Source organism: Bacillus sp. SRB3LM (genome assembly GCF_015712745.1).
GTDB classification, from domain to species: Bacteria; Bacillota; Bacilli; order Bacillales; family Bacillaceae_G; genus Bacillus_A; species Bacillus_A thuringiensis_K.
This window is the reverse complement of the sequence record NZ_VWVQ01000021.1, coordinates 125,106-146,525: the sequence shown is the minus strand read 5'-3', so window position 1 is coordinate 146,525 and position 21,420 is coordinate 125,106. Positions and strand designations below refer to the sequence as shown.

Below are 21,420 nucleotides of genomic sequence, written 5' to 3'. Positions count from 1 at the left end.
AAACCCAGTAGAAATGCATGTTTTACTTACATCCTACATTGTTAACTATAATCCATTTCCTAAACTTTTTCATTAATTTTCAATTTTGTTATAAAACAGTTGTTGACTTTTATTTTTTGTACTAATACAATGATAGTAAGAAATGGAAATGGAGGGATTGACATGATCGATCAACCAATGGAGTTTTTCAGAAATTTACCGACGAAAACTTGCGCACACTGCGGGAAAGAAATTGATGAGCAGCACGAAGCATACCATAACAAATGTGACGATTGCGTTCACGAAGAATAGTAGTTTGTGAACATAAAAAAACCTAGCAGACATAGTCTACTAGGCTAATAACATCTTATCCTTCATCGTTGAACCTTTCACCAAGAGCTCCAGTTCAAACTCATACAATTCTTTTTTTCGATAATTTTTCGTATGGATTTTATCCATCATTAGGTCGACAACTTTTCGGGCCATTTCATCAATTGGCTGTTCAATTGTCGTAATACCTGGTTCTGTAATCTGCGATAATATTTGATTATCAAAACCGATAACAGCAAGATCATCTGGAATGCTCCAGTTATGGCGTTTCGCCTCTGAGATAATTCCAGCTGCTACCTCATCGCCTCCTGCCAAAATCGCGGTAGGATTTTTTTTGTCCTTTAATACTTCATGGAATATTCGTTTTCCATCTTCCCAAGAGAAAGCGTTTTCAAGAAAATCAATCGCTTCTACTTGGCGGCTCTTCTCAGTTATTGCACGTAAAAAGCCCATTTTTCGCTGCTGGCTAACGACTTTGGTTTCGTTACCACGGCAAAAAATAAGATTACGATATCCTTGATCTAACACATGCTTCGCAGCTATGTATGCTCCTTGCGCATGATCAAACTTCACTGTTGGAATATTTGCTTCCTCAATATATTCATTACACAACACGATTGGACCGTGCTGTAAGTATGGCTCTACATCTTCCCACGGATTTTCTAGTGAACATAGAATAATCCCATCTACTTGTTTCGTAGATAATAATTGTAAATACTCCATCTCTTTTTCCGGTAAATATCTTGTTTGACAAATAATCAGTTTATATTTATGTTCAGAAGCAGCAATCTCGATTGCTTCAATAAATCTACTGAAGAAAGGATTTGTAATCCTTGGAACTAGCACCGCAATTGTTTCCGTTTTTTGTTTACGAAGCCTTCTCGCCGCAGAATTAGGAACGAAGCCTAAATGCTTCATTGCTAATTGAACCCTTTTTTTCTTCTCATCTGAAACATATGGATGATTATTAATCACCCTAGAAACCGTTGTCCTTGATAACCCCGCTAATTTCGCCACGTCCTCTATAGTCGACACGAAATTCTCCCCCTTTGCATGAAAACGTTTTCTTAAATTGATTATATAGTATATTATTGGAAACTGCAATATCGGTTGTTATGATTTTACTATATTAATATTATACATAGGAAAAAGTCTGTTAATGCAGGAGCAATATACTGCTTTTAGAAATTTACGTTAGGTACATTCCTTTTCTTAATACCATATATCCTTTATTCAATATAAAACCCCATCAATACGTCATCTCCATATGATCCATCTTCATACTTTATTTGCTTTCTTTGTCTTCCTTCTTCTACAAAACCCATACGTTTGTACACTTTAATTGCCCGATCATTAACAGAAACTACACCTAAACAAATTTTTTCTAAACCTTTCTGCCTTTTAGCCCAACTAATAAGAAATTCAATTAATTTCGTGCCGATGCCTTGATTACAATACGCCTCTTTAATCCCCATTCCCATTGTGCCTGCGTGTTGTAACCGTTCTAGTTCATATCGGTTGAAAATTAAAAAGCCAACTACCTTCCCATCTACTTCATACACGATATAAAGATTTCCTTTCTCATTGCTTTTCCGTATCTTTTCTCTTTCTGCATTCATATCATTCGGTAACTTCTTCGGGGATACTATGAAAAACTTTGTAGTATTTTCCGATAATATAATTTCTTTTCTAATGTTCATTATTGCTTCTGCATCAGCCTCTTTTGCTAATCGTATCATTGAATCACCTCGTACTTTTTCTTTTAAAAAATAATATTAAAACTATAAAACGTCCAATATGCAATATTGCATATTGAGAATCTTTTTACTCTTGATACAATATTCATACATCAAAATAAAAGGAATGTATGCAATGAATCCAATCTTAACAGCTGCAAAACAACTATTACATAAAGAAGAAAAGATTTTATCTACTTTAAAATGTTCACTTACTGGCTATATGATTACGCATAAAGTCCCGTATCCTGGCATGTTACTTGCTACTAATCAAAGACTTCTCTTTTTTAGCCAATATAAAAACACATTCATTGCCGAATTTGATTATGAAAAAATTCTATCCATAGAAACGAAAAGAAGAATCTTTGACAAAAAAATAATATTTTACTATGAAGATGAATATATAACGCTTGGGTACATTACAAGTTCGAATGTTGAAGCGTTCATAGACTTACTACAAAGAAACAGCAAGACTAGCACGGGCTTATAATCAGCGGGGATCCCCTCGCTAATTCATTATTTTAACTCCTCCCACTTCGTCCAAACTTCTCTCCCGTTTATACGGTACATATTATCCTCTCTATCCATAAACCTGTGTACAATAAATTCACGTCTAATTGTACAAAAATCATCATGATATTGTTTTATAAATGTATTAATTTCTTTTTCTGTATATTGATTTCCAGCATCTAACTTGCTAATTAAATGCTCTAACAATACTAGTTTCTTCTTCTTTTGACCTGGAATCGATTTTAAACGATCCTCTTTATCGAAAAAGTTACGAATGGTCGTATCACGGAATTTCATTTCACTTTCAGTCATTTTTTATCCTCCATCACTTTTTTTCTTTATCTTTTCACTTAAAATATCAATAAAGTAATATCCACCCATTAACACATAGTAGAACGTAAGTATTCCAAATGCATCTTTCATACTTGTATATACTTCTTTATCAAACAATATAGGTGAAAGGGCATAAACAAGAAAGATTATTAGCGGATTTACGATAAAATAATAAGTAAGATTGCCTTTCATCATATCAACTCCTCTACCCTATGTTTCTCTGTAAATTGTTGTAATTCCTTTTCTTTCGTTTCTATAGCTTTTAGAAGGACTTATAGATGAACTAAGGAAAAGATGCCCTCTATTAAAATAAAAAAGCACCAAAAAGGTGCTTTTATCTACGCTTCAACCGATTGATTTCCAACCACATTTTTAAATTTTCGTTTGTGCATCAAAGTTAAGGAAGCGATTGTTCCAAGTGATAATACAACGATAAAGATCATGAGCATTCCTATGTTTTGCCACATGAAGTCAAAGTCTCCACTCGATACGACTGCTTTCAATCCTGATACAGAGTATGTCATCGGCAACCAAGCATTGAATGGCTGTAAAAACTTCGGAATCAATTCTAATGGGAATGTTCCAGCACTCGTTGTAAGCTGCATAATTAATGTGATGATGGCGATGAAACGCCCTGCATCACCAAACGCTGTTACTAAACATTGAATTAATGCGATAAACGCTAAACTTGTAACGATGCTAAAGAGTATGAAATACGGAATACTTTGTACTTCTACACCTAATCCAAATAGCAATATAATATCTGCTACTACCGCTTGAATAATACCGACTGATAGTAAAACACCGAACTTACTAATAAACCAGCTAAACCCTGATTTTGAAACACCGACTGTATCACGTAATGGATATACGATTGATAATAATAATGCCCCAACAAATAAACCAAGTGATAAGAAATACGGCGTAAATCCAGTCCCGTAGTTTGGAACTTCCGCCATTTTCTCCGTTTTCACTTTTACAGGGCTTGCAAACATATCATACGTTTTCTCCGTTCCTTTTACTTCCCCAGTTTTCTCTGCCCCTTCGCCAAGTTTCTCTGCAAGTTCACCTGAACCATCATTTACTTTCACTAGTCCATCAGTTACTTTTCCTGATCCGTCTGCTAGTTTATTTACGCCGTCGATTAGCTGGGTTGAGCCAGTTGATAATGCACCTAAGCCTGTTGTTACTTGACCGGAGCCATCTGCTAATTGATTTACTCCACCTGCCATTTGGTTTGCTCCTACAGATAATGTTCCTAAACCACCTGTTACTTGGCTTGAGCCATCTGCTAATTTCGTTACACCTACAGATAATGTCCCTAAACCGCCTGTTACTTGACCAGACCCATCTGCTAATTGATTTACTCCTGCAGATAATTGACCTAATCCTGCTGTCACTTTTCCAGAGCCACTTTGTAATTGCGTTACTCCATCAATTAATTGAACTGATCCATCTTTTAATTTATCGGCACCTATTTTTGCATTATCTAATCCCTCACCAAATCCATGAAACTTACTAACAAATTCATTTTGTGCGCTCGTTAGTTTCTCAATACCACCTGCTAGAGTTTTTATCCCTGCTGGATTTGGTAAGTTTTTTTGCAACCCATTTGTTGTTTGATGTATTTCACCTTTTAATTGTTTCACTTCTTCATTTAATTTATTTGTTCCACCTGCTACTCCGGCAGCTTTTTGCTGAACTGTCGCTGTACTTTTTACAGCACTTGTTACGAATGGCTGTAACTGCTCTTGATATTCTTTTGGTAAACTTTCAATTTGCTTTTGTAAATTCGCTACATCTTGCGCTGCAGTTTTAGCATCTCCTGCTGTTGATTGTGTAAGTTCATTTAACTGATTTACATTCTCCCCAGCTCCATCTATTTTTTCATTTACTGTATTCAATATAGAAGGAACTTTCGACTGCATTTCCTCTAAGCCTGCAGCAGACTTTTGTACGTTACTATTTAACTCTTGCAATCCCTTTTGGATCGCTTGAGAACCTTCCTCTAATTGGCTTTGCCCTTCAACAAGTTTTCCCATACCATTTGATAGGTCCGTTGTTCCTGTTTTTAATTCACCGGATTTACTTATTAATTTGTTCAAGCCACCGGTCACTTTCTCAGATCCATCACGCAACTCACCCGTTTTACTATTTAACGTATTTAAACCGTCTGTTACTTTGCCCGATCCGTCTACTAATTTCCCAATACCTGCATTGCTATTTAGTGCATGTAAACCGTCTGTTACTTTTCCGGAGCCATCTACTAATTTTCCGATACCTGTATTACTATTTAGTGCATGTAAACCATCTGTTACTTTTCCTGATCCATCCACTAATTTCCCGATACCTATTTGCATTTCACCGTTTTTGCTATTTAACGTATTTAAACCTGCTGTCACTTTCCCTGATCCATCAAATAGTTTTCCAACCCCATCCTTCATCTCCCCAGACTTCCCTTGCAGTGTATGAAGGCCATCTGTCACTTTACTTGAACCATCATGCAGCTCACTTGATCCGTCGTGTAGTTTATTTGCACCTTCCGCTCCATCTGCTAATCCTTTTGAGACGTCTTGAATGGAATCAAACATTTTCTCTGCATATGTTTTCGTTAACGTGCTTGCTACTTCACCTTTAATTTTTTCAATGGCTGTTCCGCCAATTTGTGAAGATAAGAAGTTCAAACTTTCGTTTGGAATATATTCTAAGTTTAATGGCTTCGGATCGTCTTTTAGTAACGTTGTAGCATTACTGGAGAAGTCATTTGGAATGCGCACTAACATGTAATACTTTCTACCTTCCATTCCTTTCTTCGCTTCTTTTTCACTTACGAACTCCCATTTAAAACTTTTATTATCTTTTAAATTATCAACGAGCCCTTTTCCGACCTCAATTGGTTTCCCATCAAATACTGCGCCTTTATCTAAATTGACTACTGCAACTGGTAAGTCATCTAACTGTTTATACGGATCCCAAAAAGCCCACAAAAACATCCCTGCATATAAAATCGGTACGAATAAGACCGCAATAATTGGAATTAATATTTTTTTACTTTTTATAATTTCCGTTAACTCTTTCCGAAGTAACTGATTCCCTTTCATAATTTCTCCCCCTTTTATAAAATGACCAAAATGTTCATATAGTCATTTTTACCCAAACAAAAAGGCTATACTTGTTCATACATATGCCTTATCCCTGAATTTATTACTATGCAACTTTTTCTTATTATGATTATAATTTTTCTATATCCCCCCTTAACTTAAATATATGACCGCATTGTTCATTTGGTCATTTTTTATAAAATTAAAAGGATTATCTTAGTTTGACAATCCTTTTAGTAAATAAAGTTCAAATAACTCTGCAATTTTTTCTTTTTCTAGCGGTTCGTGATTTTTTTCCCAATCAAAAATAAGCGATACATATAGACGAAGCATAATAAATGCTGTAATTTCTGGATCACATTTGCTAATTTCACCTTTTTCAATCGCAATCTTTAAATACGATTGAATAACAGAAACGATTTCCACATCAACTTGTTGCATCACTTCTTGTACTTCTTTCGTTCCCATATCGCGCTCTTCTTGAATTAATTTAATCATGAGCTGATGTTCTTTTCTAAATTCCAAGATGCTATATAATGCTCTATGTACATTTTCAAAAAATGAAACATCTGAACGAATTGCACTTTCTGCAACTTGCTTCATTTCTGTAATTAAATTAGAAATAATTTCACCAAATAACTCTTCTTTATTTTTGAAAAAAGTATAAATCGTTCCTTTCCCTACATTCGCTAACTTCGCTACTTGATCCATCGTTGTTGCTTTATAACCGAACGCTGAAAAAGACTTTGTTGCAGCCTCAATAATAGAACGTTTTCGATCTATTGCCACATCATCACCTCCAAAAATGACCGATTGGATAATATAGTCAATCAGTACATCTTTGATATTACCACACGCTTACATTCTATACAAGTTCTCTTTTTATTATTTCCAGTATAAAAAATTCCAGTCAAGTTATATCATACTGTCCATAGTTTATCAAAAAGTATACTTGTATGGAAAGCTAGAATATATTAATAAATAATTGCTGACTAGATCCCACTAGAAATTTAATAAAATAGACAGTGTTCTTAAAACCAAAGGTTTAAGAACACTGTCTATTATTTTGACATAGAAAGTAATATTTTCTCCATTTCTTTCTTAGTTAGCTCATCATCGATTATCTCTTCGTATATCTTTGTATCTCTTGTAAAAATATCATTCACTATGACAATTTGATAATCACTATTCTTACCTTGTGCTGGTACAAACATTTTAAGGCCTCTTAACTTCCCCTCTCCATGAGAAGATTTATTATATACCATTTCTTTCCCGTCTAAACTATAACTTTCTAGATTCTCTACTCCAGGCATCATATAGTGTAGCGGATCCTTAGTGCCATTACCATTACCATCCATATACATCCTTGACTGATAAATCGTAAAACCATATTTTCCTTTTGTATATTCTGATTTAATAACTAATTCTACATCTCTTCCAAAATATGAGTCAGCCCACTCTCTCTTTAACTCATAACCTTCAGGTATATAAGTCGGCTGCTTAATTTGATACGGTACATGTTCTTTTGCTTCTTCCATAGTATATGTTAAAGACTTCTGCAATTTATCATCAAAAGGTTTTAATTTCTTCTGAATAGTAGCTAGTCTTTCTTGATCAGCTTTCTTCAAGCGTTCAGGTTTATATTCCTTTGTATCTCCATCATAATTCTCAGGCACATTTTTCTTAACCATTGCTTTTTTCTGAATTTCGCTAGCCTCTTTAAATAATTGGACATATTGTTCAAATTCTTCTTTTGTAAAATTCTTTTCTGCCAAATACAAAAAATCTGTATCTCTTTTATATGATTTTATCGACATACCCCATTCTCTACTTGCATTCTCTGGTGTACCATATACTGTTTCTATCGCTTTTTCAAATGCAGGTTTATATTGCTTGTTTTCTACAACCTTTTCCTTCTGTCTTTCATCTCCCTCAGTTATCCTTGCATTTAATAAAAATCCGCCTGCTATAGCTGCTATCGCAATAACTCCAAGTAAAGAAAGACGATACGATTTCTTTTGGAATTTTTTAATCATAATGATTCTCCTTTTTAGTGTTCGTTTATTTCTACTTAAATTTGCTAGGCTTGGTACTTGATAGGAATAGTGTTCTAAAAGGGTAATAATTGTATGACCGTATGCAATTTGCTCCTCTTTATCTATAAAAGTAAGTGCATATGCATCACAGGCTAATTCTTGATCTTCTCGCATACAAAAATAGGCGTACCAAAGAATTGGATTGAACCAATTTAATAGGATTAAACTGTACATAATCCAATTTACAGCTACATCGTTTCTCTTAATATGAGCTAACTCATGGTAAAAGACATATTGTAATTGTTGTTCATTTAATACTTTCATATGTTTTTTTGATAGTAATACTTTCGGGCGAAAGAAACTAAAAACCGTTGGACTTGCAATCTTTCCTGCAAGACGTAATGAAACTGCCTTCTTCATTTTCATAGACTGCTTACAGCGATTAAACACTGTAGTGACCTGTTCGTCCGTAATATCCGGTTGTTTCTTTATGTAAGAATATAAACGTCTATTTGTAAGAAACGTGATGGCTGCTAATATGATTACCCCAGCTAGCCACACATACAAAGCAAGTTTGTATAAAGAAAATGTAGTCTGTTTTTCCGAACTGACTTTTACTTCCGGTTCGCTAGTTTTTGTCACCATTTTAGAATTTGATTCCAATTCCACTTTTCGGTCGCTTTCTATGTTCACTATATTCTCAGTAGCCGGCATATTTTTTGGAATAACTTCCGATACGCTAGAACTATAAGAAAGTAATGAGTAAATGCTATAAGAGCTATCTGGCGACCACGGTAACAGGAGTCTTATCATTAATACGATCCACAGCATATATTGCCACCGGGGGGTTAATTTATTTCTAAATAGAACTTTTATACATAAAATAAATCCAACTAATATGCTAGCCATAAGTGACGTTTCTATAAGCCAATCAAAAAAATGAGGAAGGTATACATTTATAAGCGTGTTTATCATTTTTATCGATCCTTCCTCTTATTCTCCTCTGTCTTCTCATCTAAAATGCGTTTTAATTCATTAATATCTTCTGAAGATAATTTCTCCTCTTTTAAGAAATTAACAAGTAATGGTTTAAACGCTGCACCGCAAAAACGCTTTAGTAAAGATTTCGTTTCCACTTGCAAATAATTATCTTGTGATACTAACGGATAATAAGCATACATTCGCCCTTTATCTTGATGGTAAGAAACGGCTTCCTTTTGTACTAATCGATTAATTAATGTGCGGATTGTTTTTGGTTTCCAGTCCATTGTATCTTCCAGTTCTTCTATAATTTCATTCGCTGTTTGTGGAGAATTCGACCAAAGTACTTTCATAATTTCTAATTCTGCTTCAGATATTTTAGGTAATTGATTTGTCATCGTATGGTTCACTCCTAAGTATTACATTCGTAATCTACAATTAAGATTACAAATGTAATACTTAATTGTCAACCATATTTTAGAAAAAATTAATTCCAGCTAACCTTACTTTACAACAACAAAATTCCTCTTTTTTAAATAATCAAATAAAAAAAACAAGAAAATCTTTACAATTAATAGTAATATAGAAAATAGAAAAGTTTATCAAAACAGTGGAGGCTTTTTCATTCATGATGCGTGCACTTCGTTTAAATATAAAGCAAGCTTTTTGTAGTCGTATTTCTTTCATTATGATGCTTAGTGGATTCGTTCTTATTTGCATTTATCACTATTATTATGTAATTCGTTATTTAGGAGACGCAGCAAATGGTCCTATATCAACAGATTTAAAATGGATTGGATTTCGCGACAATGAAATGGATGTTTATTTATTATTAATGCCAGTTATTGCGAGTTTCCCCTTTAGTACAAGTTACAATTCGGATAAGTCCGATGGTTTTAAACCGTTTGTGAGTAAGGGGATTTCTATATTTCCTTATTCCGTAGCGAAATATATCGTTACGTTTTTTTGCGGAGGATTTCTTTATACACTTCCATTCATCTTATCGTTATTATTTTGCAAATTAACCATTCCAGACGGAACACCTACGGTTGGGTCAGGCATCATAAATGCTGATGGAATGTTCGCAAACCTATATTTTGATGCGCCTCTCACTTACATTACTGTATATATTGGAATTAATTTTTTATTTGCAGGTTTAATGGCCCTTTTAGGACTTGCTGCATCTGTATGGTCACAAAAAGACTATATGGCAATTCTCTTTCCATTTGCAGCCGCCTCCATTCCGTACGTCCTGCTAAATACAATACTTCCTTCAATAGGCGGAGCACCTTTTCATTTATATGATCCGAAACAACCATTGCAAGGCATGTCACCATATATTTTAATGACGCAATGTGCTTTCTTCCTTTTCGTTAGCTTACTTATGTATATACAAGGAGTAAAGCGGGATAGAAAAAAATATAAAAGAAGACTGCAAAAAAGAGAGCGGTGTAGAAAAGCGTTTCAAGTATAATAAAACCCTAATTTCCTTACTATATTGGAAATTAGGGTTTATTTACTATTCACTTACGGTGTACCAGCCAACCCCCATAAAATAACGACCGCTACAAAATAAATCGCTTTAATACCTACAACTAAACATAATGAAACAATTGCATATTTACTTAATTCTCTTCTTGCACCTATTAAAGTGAAAATAACCGCCAAACTAAATGTTATATAAGAAGCTGCTGTATGTATTAAGTTATACGTAATATCTAGATTGCTTGTAAGTCCTGTTATATCAGCTACAAACTGAAGCATGATGATCGTACTAAAAAAAATTGCAAACTGATTCATTACCTTTCCATTTATTTGTAACTGCATTGTTGTCCCCCTTGTTAAAAACTAAATATTCAATCAATTTTATCATTAGATTACAAAAAAAGGAATCATCTCTTTATACTATTCTATAACGATGCAAAAAAAAGAACGCTTAGTCACCTAAGCGTTCCCCACTTTAAGAAGCCTTCTTCAAATCAATTTGAGCAAGTACTGGGTCGTGGTCACTTACACGTCCGTGCTCTTTCATTATGTTTGAGTTTAAGTGCACTGGATCTACAATTGTGTGCGGTGCGATGTTGTTTGTTACTAAAATATGCTCTAACACTTGCGCATTTCCTTCGTGAATGTACGTGTAACGATTCTCTTTCGGTACTGTGTTTAACATATCTTTTAAGATTGTTCCCTCTAGTGTTTTTAGTGGTTTAGAGAATTCGAAATCGTTCATATCACCTAACACGACAACTGGTGCATTCGTATTCTTTTTCTGAATTCCTTGTACGAAATGATTTACTTCTTGCGCTAACTGAATTCGTTTGTCTTCACTTTTTAATACGAGCGGCTGCACTTTTCCAAATGGCGTTGCATCTCCTATTTTTGAGTTTAAGTGATTTGCAACGACAACAATGTTTTGTCCTTGGAACGTAAATTCTACCGCTAACGGTTTACGTGTACTTTCAAATAATGGATTTTCGTCTCCAATACGAACGACATTTTTATCAAGTAACTTCGGTACCGTCGCTAATTTCACGCGTGATGGATTATAGAAGAAACCGACGCGAATATTCGCTCCTGGTGCTCCTCCGTCTTGATTATTGTTTGGAGCGATTTCTACATACTCATACTTTGGCCCGCGAATTTCTAGAACTGCATCAATGATACGTTTTGCGCTTAATGACGCATCTGTTGTACCGTCATTAATTGATCCGTTATTATCTTGCATTTCCTCTACACCGATAATATCTGGCATTTTTAAATTGTATTTAATAGAATATGCTAACGCTTTTACCTTTTCATCTGTTGTTTCTTTTTTATTCGCCGAGAAGTTTTCAATGTTATATGTAGCAACTGTTAACTTATCAAGACGAGGCTGAATATTTGCGCCTACTTGCTTAAATCCACCATCCACTACAGATGGTAATTCCGTTATTGGCGAAATGCGGAACGAACCGTAATCATATCCGACTACCCCTGTTATATCTCCAGTGAAAGTATCTCCTACTTTTGCTACATAATCGCGAGGTACTTTTACAGAAAGGCGCTCTGGGTTTAATTGATTTTCATCTAATAGAGGTGTTCCATATTGTGTTACTATTTTATCTCCACCATTTTTTACTGTTACATATAAATTTCCGTTTTTCTGAGGTGTAATGATTTTTGGTGTTGGCATCGTAACACGCATACCTTCTATACTTTCATAGAAGTCGATTGCATCTTCAGTTGGATCAAATAAACCAAATGCATCATTATCAATAATCTGGTCCGGGATTTTCACACCGTTTTCTCCAAGTATGATCGGTGCTGGTAAAGGTTGATCTTTTGCGACTACAGCAACGCGACTCGCCTTAATTTCTGTCGTCGTTAAGTCTGTTTCAAATCGCTCTGCATATCCTGGTCCAACATATTCTTCTACTACTCCATCAACTTGAATAAGATCTCCTACTGCTACATTCGCATCTTTTTTATATACGTACATACCTTCTGAAGTAGCTGGATCATTATCTGGTTGATTATCTTCTATATAAAAGCCGTTTTTATCAAGCGCTGTGACAACGCCTTCCACATTGTATACTTTCTTCCCGTTGTAAGGAGACATATGTGATTTTCCTTGAATGTCATGAATACGAACCTGTTCATTATTTACGATAATAAATGAAAATGTCGAAATTGCTGAAGAAGTAAGTCCTTCTTTTTCTGCGATTGCTTTCACTACACTATTTTCATTCACTATAATTTGTCCATTATAACGAACACCTTTATTAGTAGGATTAGAGCCATCTAACGTATAGTAGATTGTTGCTCCCTCTGTATTCGTCGTTAATGTTACCGCTGTTCCTTTAGCAACTTCTCCACCGTTCGGTGAAGCTACTACATCGCTAACACGGTTTTGTCCTTCACCTTGAAACTTATAAGCTGTTACTGATTTTAGACCTGGGTTACTAAAATATAATTCAAGAGTCCCAGTCAAAATAACTTTCTTCCCGATATTTTCAGGGTGATCTTTTACATTCACTGCCGTTCTCACATCACCTTTCGGTAACTGAACGGGCATGATTTTGTCTGGATTCGTTTCGTTTGGCGAATCTGCAATTGCTACGTTTGTATCATCAAACTTAGCTGGATCCTTCGTATATTTAGAAGAACTTTGCGTATATCCAACAATATATCCTTCTACTATCCCCTTCGTTTTCCCTTGCTGCTTAAATACTTCAATTGCTTTTTCTACTGACATAGAAGCAGTTTCTTCTGCTTGCGCTAAAGTTCCAGTAAATGAAAGCAATAGCAAGAATGATAAAAAGACACTTAACAATTTCTTCACAGCCATTTTCCTCTCTCTATTTCATATTTTCTCAGCATTTCTATCATAACAAATGATTCGTTATATAGAACTATATTTCGACAAATTTTACAAAAGATTTATTTAATTTACAAGCTTTCAAACTATAATACAAAATAATAATTTTACACCTTCTACAAATACACTCTATAATGTTAGAGAGAGAAAACAGAAAATATCGACATTTAATTGGCATGTAAAATGGATTCATTTGAATAGGAGTGATTGGATGGAAGTGCAAACAGAAACATACCGCGCAGCTATGAATGGAACATTAGAACGTCATTTTTCAGATATGATTGCCGTTATACCAACTAGAATTACAATTGAGCAGTTAAAACAGCGACTAGAAACGATCGCTACTAAAGTTGATGATTTAAAAATTGTTTATAGTGATGAGACAAGCCTTATTGTTGAATTACATATGGGTGAAACAGTCATACCGTATGAACTGCATATTGATGAACCGAACGATCCAGAAGGATATAAAATGTACAATAGACAAGATACTACAATCGTAGATCGTAATTTTGAAGATGCAGCTTTCGGCACTGAAATTTTCACTCGTACGCTATTTGTAGGCGATGTACTGGACTGCTTTTTCCAGCAGTTACAGTTCTTATGGAATCTCGCCCCAGATTTGTTATTTGTAATCGATTCAAGTGCAGCAATGAAAGTGATATCTAGAAGCTATATTGAATATCACGTTGAAAATGAATTATTACCTGACATTCCTGACTTATACGTTATTCATTCCGTTTATGAAGACGATAAAGACGGTGAGCCTACGCAATATTGGTTTCATACACATGGTCTTTTAAGAGCAGGCGTAACTGAAATAGAGTTAATTATTCCAAATCGCATTTCTTCCTACTACGGCATTAGCGATCTCTTTCAAACATTTGCTAATAATGCCGTTGAGAATGGACAAGTCCCTATGAATGAGCCTATCGTTATCGCGCATAGTCAGCAAGGTTCTATACATACAGTCGCTGTTCCGTGGGAAAAAGGATTATCTTATATAGGGCATAAAACGAGTATGGACCAATTATCTTCAATCGAAGATGAGGAAGTGAGTCTACAACCAATAGATTCACAAAATGCATTCTTAGGCGGAATGGATGCCCGAGATGAATACCATCAATCTCCATCCGTTCTCTTATTCAAATTTAATACTTCAGAAGAATATATTGAAAGTTTTTTCAAAGAACACGAGGAAGCTACAGGGCTCATGTTCTATAAAACAAATAGTGAAACCGATCGTATGGCTTACAATGCGAAAAATACTTTTGGGTATTTCAGCAACATTTTTCACATTGAACAATCAAATGAAGATTTTCGTTTCCTTGCTAAGTTTGGTGTCTCCTACGAAGAAGGAAAAAGTGAACATATGTGGTTTGAAATGCAAAACATTACGGAAGATTTCATTCAAGGAATACTCATTAATGAACCATATTTCATAGAAGATATGAGTGAAGGAAATAGTTATCATTTAGATTTTGATAACTTAACAGAATGGGTTATTTATGCAGGAGATGCTGTTATAAAGCCAAATAACTTATATATGTTTATTGGCGAATAAGTATTTTATATAATAAACGAAACGCCTTCAATATGATTGAAGGCGTTTCGTTTATTGTGCGATTAATTCAGCATCTATTACTTTCTCCAAATGAGATAATACACGCTTTGCAGCTTCCTCACCTTGATTAATACAATCTGGAAGTCCAGCACCAGCATAGGAGCTACCTGCCAAGTATATACCAGGCAACTCTTTCTCCATAAATGTTGTGAGCTTTTTCATTCGCTCGTTATGGCCTACTGTATATTGAGGCATCGCTTCTTTCCAGCGGCTTACGATTGTAAACTCTGGATCCTCTGTAATATCCATCGTCTTTCTTAAATCTTCTAGTACGAGCTGAACGAGCTCTTCTTCAGTTTGTTCTACAACCGCTTCATCACCAGCACGTCCAACGTAACAGCGAAGGAGTGTTTTTCCTTCTGGCGTTGTATGTGGCCATTTTTTATGCGTCCACGTACATGCTGTAATGGTGTAATCGCTATTTCGTGATACGACAAATCCTGTACCATTAATATCGCGCTGGATTGCGGACTTTCGGAAAGCAAGTGCGACATTCGCAACGGATGTGGATGGAATATTACGAAAGAAACGAAACTGCTTGTATTGAGCAAACATGGACGGCAATACTTTATGCGAAGTTGCCACTACGATAGCGTCTGCTTCTATTTCTTTTCCGTTACTAAGAGTAATCGTATAACCATCACCCTGTTTTGCAACTTTTTCAATGCGAGTTCCCTTTATTATCGTACCTTCATGCATCTTTGCTTCAAGAGATTCAACGATAGATTCTAAACCTGTTTTCACTGTTTGGAAGATTCCTTTTTTCGGTTCAGCTTTCTCTTCTTTCGGAGCGAGCGTACGCATACCGAGTGAAATGCTGCGATGTTTCTGCTCAATCTGATACATTTGCGGGAATGTTGACATTAAGCTCATTTCATCAATATCCCCTGCATAAATACCCGATAGTAACGGTTCTATTAAGTTTTCAACCACTTCGTTTCCAAGACGATGTCTGAAGAATTGTCCGAGTGATTGGTCAGATACTGGCTTTGACCTTGGCATTAATAGATCAAAACCAGCTCTTAGTTTACCAATTGGGGAGAACAGCCCGGAAAATAGAAACGGCGTAATTTGCGTTGGAATTCCCATCATTGATCCATTCGGCATTTTATGTAATCGATTGTTTACGAGGATAAATGATTGACCGGCTTGATTATTTACAAGTTCATCGCCAAGGCCTAATTCTTTCACTAATCTAGCTGCACTTTCTTTTCGTGCTAAGAAAGAATCCGGTCCGCGCTCAATTGTAAATCCATCTTTTCGAACGGTTTGAATTTTTCCGCCAAGTTTACCCGATGCTTCTATAAGTAATGTATCAATCGGCAAGTTTTTTTCATGAATATTTTTTTGTAAGTTATACATTGCTGTTAATCCAGTAATACCTCCGCCGACGATCACAACTTTTTTCCTCAAGCAGGCTCCCCCTTTCTTCTTACAGTACAGATTCTTTTTTCTTTAATACAACATCTGTTAAACAATCAATAAATGCGTCCGATGCATTTGGCATTTCTGGACGATAATATTTCGCACCAATTTCATCCGTTACAACTTTACACTCAAAGTCGTTGTCATATAAAACTTCTAAATGTTCCGCAACAAATCCAACTGGTGCATATACGAATGAAGTATAACCGTGCTTTTCATTTAGTTCTCTCGTTAAATCTTGTACATCTGGACCAATCCAAGGATCTGGTGTGTTTCCTGCACTTTGCCAGCCTACTGCATAGTTTGCTACTTCAGCTCCGCGCGCGATATAATCCGCTGTTTCATTTAATTGATCTGGATATGGATCGCCCATTGCAATAATTTTCTCTGGTAAGCTATGTGCAGATACAATTAATACTGCTTTTTCACGCTCTGCATCTGACATACCGTTATATATACCTTTCACTGCATCAACCCAGTACTGGATGAATTTCGGCTCTTTATACCAGCTATCAATGCCATGAATTGTTAAGTTTCCAAGTTTCTCAGCTTCTTCTTGTGCTCGTCCAACGTATGATTTCACGCTAAACGTAGAATAATGAGGTGCAAGAACAAGTGCGATTGCATCTTGTATTCCGTCGTTATGCATATCTTTCACTGCATCTTCAATAAACGGTTCAATATGTTTTAAGCCAAGATACATATGGTACTCTACTTCATCTTGTACTTCATTTAAGCGCTTCTCTAACTTCTTAGCTTGCTCTAATGTAATAGTAGCTAAAGGAGAAATACCACCAATTGCACGGTAACGCTCTGTTAAATCTTCCAACATTTCAGGACTTGGCTTTCTTCCTCTGCGAATATGTGTATAGTAACGTTCAATATCTTCTTCTTTATATGGCGTTCCGTATGCCATTACAAGCAAACCAATTTTCTTTTTCATACAGCAATTCTCCTTTACTTCGCTAACTTCCCTTTAGAATATTCATGAATAAATGTAGTTAAACGTTTTAATGTATCTGGATTTACTTCTGGGAACACACCGTGACCTAAGTTAAAGATATAACCCGGCTGTTTCATCCCTTGATCTAAAATACCTTTTACATGTTCTTCAATAACAGACCATGGTGCAAGTAAGAATGAAGGGTCCATATTTCCTTGTACCGCCTTAAGAACGCCGCGTGCACGTGCTTCTTCAATCGGTAAGCGCCAGTCTAAGCCGACTACATCAAGCGGTAAGTCGTGCCACTCATTCACTAAGTGTGCAGCTCCTACGCCGTGCATAATCATCGGTACACCCATCTTACGAACTTCTGCAAAAATACGCTCCATTGCTGGTTTAATAAATACGCGATAATCTGCTACATTTACTGTTCCAACCCAAGAATCGAAAATTTGAACTGCTTTTGCTCCTGCGTTAATTTGCGCTTTTAAATATGTAATAACCATATCTGCTAGCTTATCCATTAAAGCAAACCAAGCTTTTGGCTCTGCATACATGAACGCTTTCGTATTATGGTAGTTACGAGATGGACCGCCTTCAATCATATAGCTCGCTAATGTAAATGGAGCTCCTGAAAAACCGATTAACGGTACGTCTAACATTTCTGTCGTTAATAAACGAATTGTATCTAGTATGTACGGTACATCATCTTCTGGATTGATTTCCCCTAGTTTTTCTACGTCTTGTAAAGAACGGATTGGGTTATCGATAACTGGGCCAATACCTGATTTAATTTCTACATCCACACCAATTGCAGGTAGTGGTGACATAATATCTTTATAAAGAATTGCTGCGTCTACGTTATATTGATCAACCGGCAATTTTGTAACGTAAGCACATAACTCTGGATTGTGTGTAATTTCAAATAAAGAATACTTTTCTTTAATCTTTCTATATTCCGGCTGTGAACGACCTGCTTGACGCATATACCATGCTGGTACATAATCGGTACGTTCCCCCCTACATGCTTTTAAAAATGTCTCATTTATAGTTCTTACCAAGACCCTTGCTCCCTTCCTTACCAATGCTTCGAATACGTTCGATATTTATCTTTTTTTACTATACAGCTTGTAAAAACAAAATGCATAATATTATGTACGTTGTTCATTAAATTGACACAAACATTCGTAAAAACGCTTACTATTTTCACAACATTCTTATTATAACACAGAGAAAAACTATGGTTTAGCTACTTTTGACTTTTCTCCTTCGCGATTCGTTTGTGAATTATATGGTACAACGTAAAAGCTCGGTTTTGAAAATATGTTAACGAACTTTTCCTCATATTCTCCAGCACCATTTACAGTGCTAACATGCGTATGAATTCCGTTCTCCACTCTATAGATTCGGTACATAATTCTGTTATCTGGAAGTGGCGTCCAACTTAATTTTGCTTTAAATAAACCGAAAGGGCTAAATGATAGTTTCATTTTTACATCTTCAATTTTGCGCAGCCGAATCGGAGCACCGATTGTTTCCACACCTTCAGGCTTCATAAACTTCTCTTTATGTTCTACATTAGCCTTCGTTAAAATTTTCTTAAACAATTTTGTCGCAGATGCACTTTCTCCTTGCAACTGATGTTCCTTATCCGTACGGTCATAACCAATCCAAACAGCGCCTACTAAGTTCGGTGTATAGCCGACGAACCACATATCTCTTGCTCCCTTATCGTCATTTGGCAATGAAGTTGTACCCGTTTTTCCAGCTAGCGCACCGTTATATACACCTGCTCTCGCTGTCCCCTCCTTCACAACTCCTTCTAACATTTTCGTCATATACCATGCTGTCTGCTTCGAGAAGATTTTCGTCTCTACTTTTGGAGATTCCCCAATGACTGCACCGTGTCTATTTAATACTTTATCAATAACGTGCGGCTCGATAATATTTCCATTTGCTAAAAATGAACGATACATTTTTACAAGATCAAATGTTGAAACGCCATTTTTCAATCCGCCAAGCGCTGTACTTAAACCAGCATCTGCAATATGGACATTTCCTTTTTCTAAATATTGCTTTCCTTCTTCTACCCCTAACTCATTTAATAAAGAAACTGCCGGTACGTTTGCCGACTCTAAAATCGCATCATACATCGTCATTTCTTTTGAATACTCATGATTATAATTTCGAGGTTCATACCCTTCAAAAGAATTTCTTTCATTCGTTAATAAAGAATACGGATTATACTTTTTCGTTTCTAGTGCTGGTGCATAAACGATAAGTGGTTTTAAAACAGATCCGGGCTGCCTTTTGGCAAAAACACGATTAAATCCTCTCGGGACGTACTTTCTTCCCCCAATCGCCGCTTTAATCCCTCCCGTACGATTATCCATTAATAAAAATGCACCTTGTGCCCCTTCTTCTTTCCCAGGAAAATTCCTTGCATCTTGAAACTGGTTATACGCTACCTTTTGAATTTTTTCATCCATAGGTACGACAAACGTATATCCTCCGCGAAGTACTTCTTGATGAGACAATCCGTATAAACGAGCTGCTTCATCTATGACCATATCAATATACGGCATATATGCGAGCTCATTTTCGTCTAAGTTTTTATATAAAGCAATCGTCTTTCCTTGATAACGTACGCTATCTTCGGCAGTCAAATAGCCTTGTTTATGCATAAGTGACAATACTAGATCGCGGCGTTCCTTACTCTTCTCTGCAGAATAGTACGGTGAATATCCGTTTGGTGACTTCGGAAGGCCTGCAAGCATTGCCCCTTCCTCTACTGTTAAATCCTCAACATTTTTATTAAAATATAACTTTGCTGCTGCTTGAATACCGTAAGCCCCATGACCAAAATAAATATGGTTCATATACATTTCAAGAATTTGTTGCTTCGTATATTTTTGCTCTAATTGAAGAGAAATTGCGACTTCCTTCAATTTGCGCGTAAATGTTTTTTCACGAGTTAAAAAGACGTTTTTAGCGAGTTGCTGCGTAATGGTACTACCCCCCTCTACCTTTTCTCCAGCTAACGTATCTTTATAAAGAGCACGGAATATAGAGGGATAATCAATTCCTTGATGCTCATAAAAACGAGAATCTTCCACCGCAACAAATGCCTGTTGCACATACTTCGGAATTTGCTCGATCGGTACGAGCTCTCTATTTTCTACGTATAATTTCGTAATTTCTTTCCCTTTCTGGTCAACGATACGTGATGAAGAGTGGAAAACGAGCTGCTTTTCATCCATCATATAGCCACCAGCTAACACGATAAGTTTATAGAGTACAATCGCTACTACGAACGTTGCGACGCCGCCTAATAAAGTCCACTTTACTTTCTTCATACATCGTCCTTCTTTCCAAATGATGGTACATTTATTATTTGAAAAAGAAGTATCTTTATGTATATTATCTTCGAAGTTTTTTAAGAGAGTTGATATAATAGAAACAAACTATTAAGGGGGCATTAAAATGAAGGCTATTATTTCATATGAAACACCTCTAGAACAAGCACATTTCACTGCAAAAAATGATGAAAAAAATATGTTTTATAAAGAAAATACAGAAGAATCTGTAGAAGGCTCACTTAAGTATGACGTACTAGATGCTGTCGGTGAATTTAAAGGACAACCTGGCTATATCGTTTGTAACAACATTTCTGTCACAGACGAAGGTCGCCCTGTATTTGAAAACCGCTTTAAAAACCGCGCAGGCCTTATCGAAAACGAACCAGGATTCCAAGCGATCCGTGTTCTACGCCCATTAAGTAACGATACATATGTTATCTTAACGATGTGGGAAACAGAGCAAAACTTTAAAGACTGGACAGAATCACGTTCATTCGAAAACGCTCATAAAAAACGTCCCACGCAAGCAGAAGGACAAGCTCCGGCACATCCACATGCGGAACAGCAAAAGAGTATTTTCTCACGTCCATCTTTTGTGACTACTTTTAATGTGTTAGTTTAATTTTTTGGAGTTTGGAGTTCGGAATTCTCGGTATGTGAAATTATATCGGCGATTTTTCGAATATATCGGCGTAACTCGAATTAT

The 21,420-nt window shown here is 36.0% G+C and carries 19 protein-coding genes; 5 read left to right on the top strand and 14 right to left on the bottom strand.

Features of this window, described 5'->3' with window-relative positions; genetic code table 11:
• The first annotated feature begins 162 nt into the window (after positions 1–162).
• On the top strand, positions 163–291 hold the full coding sequence (gene yhfH / locus F3I02_RS13990) for a protein YhfH (RefSeq protein WP_000567010.1): 129 nt from the start codon (positions 163–165) through the stop codon (positions 289–291).
• A gap of 39 nt (positions 292–330) precedes the next feature.
• Here yhfH and F3I02_RS13985 read toward each other — a convergent pair whose 3' ends face one another.
• Together F3I02_RS13985 and F3I02_RS13980 are read right to left on the bottom strand one after the other, a co-directional pair.
• On the bottom strand, positions 331–1,344 hold the full coding sequence (locus tag F3I02_RS13985; protein ID WP_000103715.1) for a LacI family DNA-binding transcriptional regulator: 1,014 nt from the start codon (positions 1,342–1,344) through the stop codon (positions 331–333).
• A gap of 194 nt (positions 1,345–1,538) precedes the next feature.
• Entirely contained in the window at positions 1,539–2,048 is a 510-nt protein-coding gene (locus tag F3I02_RS13980; protein WP_097855559.1) for a GNAT family N-acetyltransferase, read from the bottom strand.
• 133 nt (positions 2,049–2,181) lie between these two features.
• Between F3I02_RS13980 and F3I02_RS13975 the strand changes: the two genes are divergently transcribed.
• Positions 2,182–2,535, top strand: coding sequence for a PH domain-containing protein (locus F3I02_RS13975; protein WP_001068220.1), 354 nt, complete (start codon positions 2,182–2,184; stop codon positions 2,533–2,535).
• 26 nt (positions 2,536–2,561) lie between these two features.
• Here F3I02_RS13975 and F3I02_RS13970 read toward each other — a convergent pair whose 3' ends face one another.
• The 6 genes from F3I02_RS13970 to F3I02_RS13945 all read right to left on the bottom strand — a co-directional run bounded on the left by F3I02_RS13970 (position 2,562) and on the right by F3I02_RS13945 (position 9,404).
• Positions 2,562–2,867, bottom strand: a complete 306-nt coding sequence (locus tag F3I02_RS13970) for a DUF2087 domain-containing protein (RefSeq protein ID WP_000140286.1) — start codon at positions 2,865–2,867, stop codon at positions 2,562–2,564.
• A 3-nt stretch (positions 2,868–2,870) separates the two neighbouring features.
• A complete protein-coding gene (locus F3I02_RS13965; RefSeq protein WP_001986098.1) occupies positions 2,871–3,083 on the bottom strand; it encodes a hypothetical protein in 213 nt (70 codons plus the stop codon).
• Positions 3,084–3,226: 143 nt separating this feature from the next.
• On the bottom strand, positions 3,227–5,989 hold the full coding sequence (locus F3I02_RS13960; RefSeq protein WP_196478081.1) for a YhgE/Pip family protein: 2,763 nt from the start codon (positions 5,987–5,989) through the stop codon (positions 3,227–3,229).
• 216 nt (positions 5,990–6,205) lie between these two features.
• Positions 6,206–6,778, bottom strand: a complete 573-nt coding sequence (locus tag F3I02_RS13955) for a TetR/AcrR family transcriptional regulator (protein WP_000963381.1) — start codon at positions 6,776–6,778, stop codon at positions 6,206–6,208.
• Between the two features lie 272 nt (positions 6,779–7,050).
• Positions 7,051–9,000, bottom strand: coding sequence for a M56 family metallopeptidase (locus tag F3I02_RS13950; RefSeq protein ID WP_000611130.1), 1,950 nt, complete (start codon positions 8,998–9,000; stop codon positions 7,051–7,053).
• 2 nt (positions 9,001–9,002) lie between these two features.
• Positions 9,003–9,404, bottom strand: coding sequence for a BlaI/MecI/CopY family transcriptional regulator (locus F3I02_RS13945; RefSeq protein ID WP_000184507.1), 402 nt, complete (start codon positions 9,402–9,404; stop codon positions 9,003–9,005).
• A 230-nt stretch (positions 9,405–9,634) separates the two neighbouring features.
• On the opposite strand from F3I02_RS13945, the gene F3I02_RS13940 reads away from it, so the two are divergent.
• Positions 9,635–10,480, top strand: coding sequence for a hypothetical protein (locus F3I02_RS13940; RefSeq protein ID WP_000984166.1), 846 nt, complete (start codon positions 9,635–9,637; stop codon positions 10,478–10,480).
• A 53-nt stretch (positions 10,481–10,533) separates the two neighbouring features.
• Here F3I02_RS13940 and F3I02_RS13935 read toward each other — a convergent pair whose 3' ends face one another.
• Together F3I02_RS13935 and F3I02_RS13930 are read right to left on the bottom strand one after the other, a co-directional pair.
• Positions 10,534–10,833: a hypothetical protein gene (locus F3I02_RS13935; RefSeq protein ID WP_001176844.1), complete on the bottom strand. Its 300-nt coding sequence runs from the start codon at positions 10,831–10,833 to the stop codon at positions 10,534–10,536.
• A gap of 133 nt (positions 10,834–10,966) precedes the next feature.
• Positions 10,967–13,333, bottom strand: coding sequence for a DUF6359 domain-containing protein (locus F3I02_RS13930; protein ID WP_196478080.1), 2,367 nt, complete (start codon positions 13,331–13,333; stop codon positions 10,967–10,969).
• 241 nt (positions 13,334–13,574) lie between these two features.
• Between F3I02_RS13930 and F3I02_RS13925 the strand changes: the two genes are divergently transcribed.
• Positions 13,575–14,927: a DUF4026 domain-containing protein gene (locus F3I02_RS13925; RefSeq protein ID WP_000453723.1), complete on the top strand. Its 1,353-nt coding sequence runs from the start codon at positions 13,575–13,577 to the stop codon at positions 14,925–14,927.
• 51 nt (positions 14,928–14,978) lie between these two features.
• Here F3I02_RS13925 and hemY read toward each other — a convergent pair whose 3' ends face one another.
• The 4 genes from hemY to F3I02_RS13905 all read right to left on the bottom strand — a co-directional run bounded on the left by hemY (position 14,979) and on the right by F3I02_RS13905 (position 20,711).
• A complete protein-coding gene (hemY, locus tag F3I02_RS13920) occupies positions 14,979–16,400 on the bottom strand; it encodes a protoporphyrinogen oxidase (protein WP_061883868.1) in 1,422 nt (473 codons plus the stop codon).
• A gap of 19 nt (positions 16,401–16,419) precedes the next feature.
• A complete protein-coding gene (gene hemH / locus F3I02_RS13915; protein WP_000726775.1) occupies positions 16,420–17,355 on the bottom strand; it encodes a ferrochelatase in 936 nt (311 codons plus the stop codon).
• A gap of 14 nt (positions 17,356–17,369) precedes the next feature.
• Positions 17,370–18,416: a uroporphyrinogen decarboxylase gene (hemE, locus tag F3I02_RS13910; protein ID WP_000252606.1), complete on the bottom strand. Its 1,047-nt coding sequence runs from the start codon at positions 18,414–18,416 to the stop codon at positions 17,370–17,372.
• Between the two features lie 177 nt (positions 18,417–18,593).
• On the bottom strand, positions 18,594–20,711 hold the full coding sequence (locus F3I02_RS13905; protein WP_000756299.1) for a transglycosylase domain-containing protein: 2,118 nt from the start codon (positions 20,709–20,711) through the stop codon (positions 18,594–18,596).
• A 127-nt stretch (positions 20,712–20,838) separates the two neighbouring features.
• Between F3I02_RS13905 and hmoB the strand changes: the two genes are divergently transcribed.
• Positions 20,839–21,336, top strand: a complete 498-nt coding sequence (gene hmoB, locus F3I02_RS13900; protein ID WP_000644056.1) for a heme-degrading monooxygenase HmoB — start codon at positions 20,839–20,841, stop codon at positions 21,334–21,336.
• Positions 21,337–21,420 lie beyond the last annotated feature (84 nt).

Coding starts and splice junctions, on each gene's coding strand:
- yhfH (WP_000567010.1), top strand. CDS start 163: ATGATCGATCAACCAATGGAGTTTTTCAGAAATTTACCGACGAAAACT.
- F3I02_RS13980 (WP_097855559.1), bottom strand. CDS start 2,048: ATGATACGATTAGCAAAAGAGGCTGATGCAGAAGCAATAATGAACATT.
- F3I02_RS13975 (WP_001068220.1), top strand. CDS start 2,182: ATGAATCCAATCTTAACAGCTGCAAAACAACTATTACATAAAGAAGAA.
- F3I02_RS13970 (WP_000140286.1), bottom strand. CDS start 2,867: ATGACTGAAAGTGAAATGAAATTCCGTGATACGACCATTCGTAACTTT.
- F3I02_RS13965 (WP_001986098.1), bottom strand. CDS start 3,083: ATGATGAAAGGCAATCTTACTTATTATTTTATCGTAAATCCGCTAATA.
- F3I02_RS13960 (WP_196478081.1), bottom strand. CDS start 5,989: ATGAAAGGGAATCAGTTACTTCGGAAAGAGTTAACGGAAATTATAAAA.
- F3I02_RS13950 (WP_000611130.1), bottom strand. CDS start 9,000: ATGATAAACACGCTTATAAATGTATACCTTCCTCATTTTTTTGATTGG.
- F3I02_RS13945 (WP_000184507.1), bottom strand. CDS start 9,404: ATGACAAATCAATTACCTAAAATATCTGAAGCAGAATTAGAAATTATG.
- F3I02_RS13940 (WP_000984166.1), top strand. CDS start 9,635: ATGATGCGTGCACTTCGTTTAAATATAAAGCAAGCTTTTTGTAGTCGT.
- F3I02_RS13935 (WP_001176844.1), bottom strand. CDS start 10,833: ATGCAGTTACAAATAAATGGAAAGGTAATGAATCAGTTTGCAATTTTT.
- F3I02_RS13930 (WP_196478080.1), bottom strand. CDS start 13,333: ATGGCTGTGAAGAAATTGTTAAGTGTCTTTTTATCATTCTTGCTATTG.
- F3I02_RS13925 (WP_000453723.1), top strand. CDS start 13,575: ATGGAAGTGCAAACAGAAACATACCGCGCAGCTATGAATGGAACATTA.
- hemH (WP_000726775.1), bottom strand. CDS start 17,355: ATGAAAAAGAAAATTGGTTTGCTTGTAATGGCATACGGAACGCCATAT.
- F3I02_RS13905 (WP_000756299.1), bottom strand. CDS start 20,711: ATGAAGAAAGTAAAGTGGACTTTATTAGGCGGCGTCGCAACGTTCGTA.
- hmoB (WP_000644056.1), top strand. CDS start 20,839: ATGAAGGCTATTATTTCATATGAAACACCTCTAGAACAAGCACATTTC.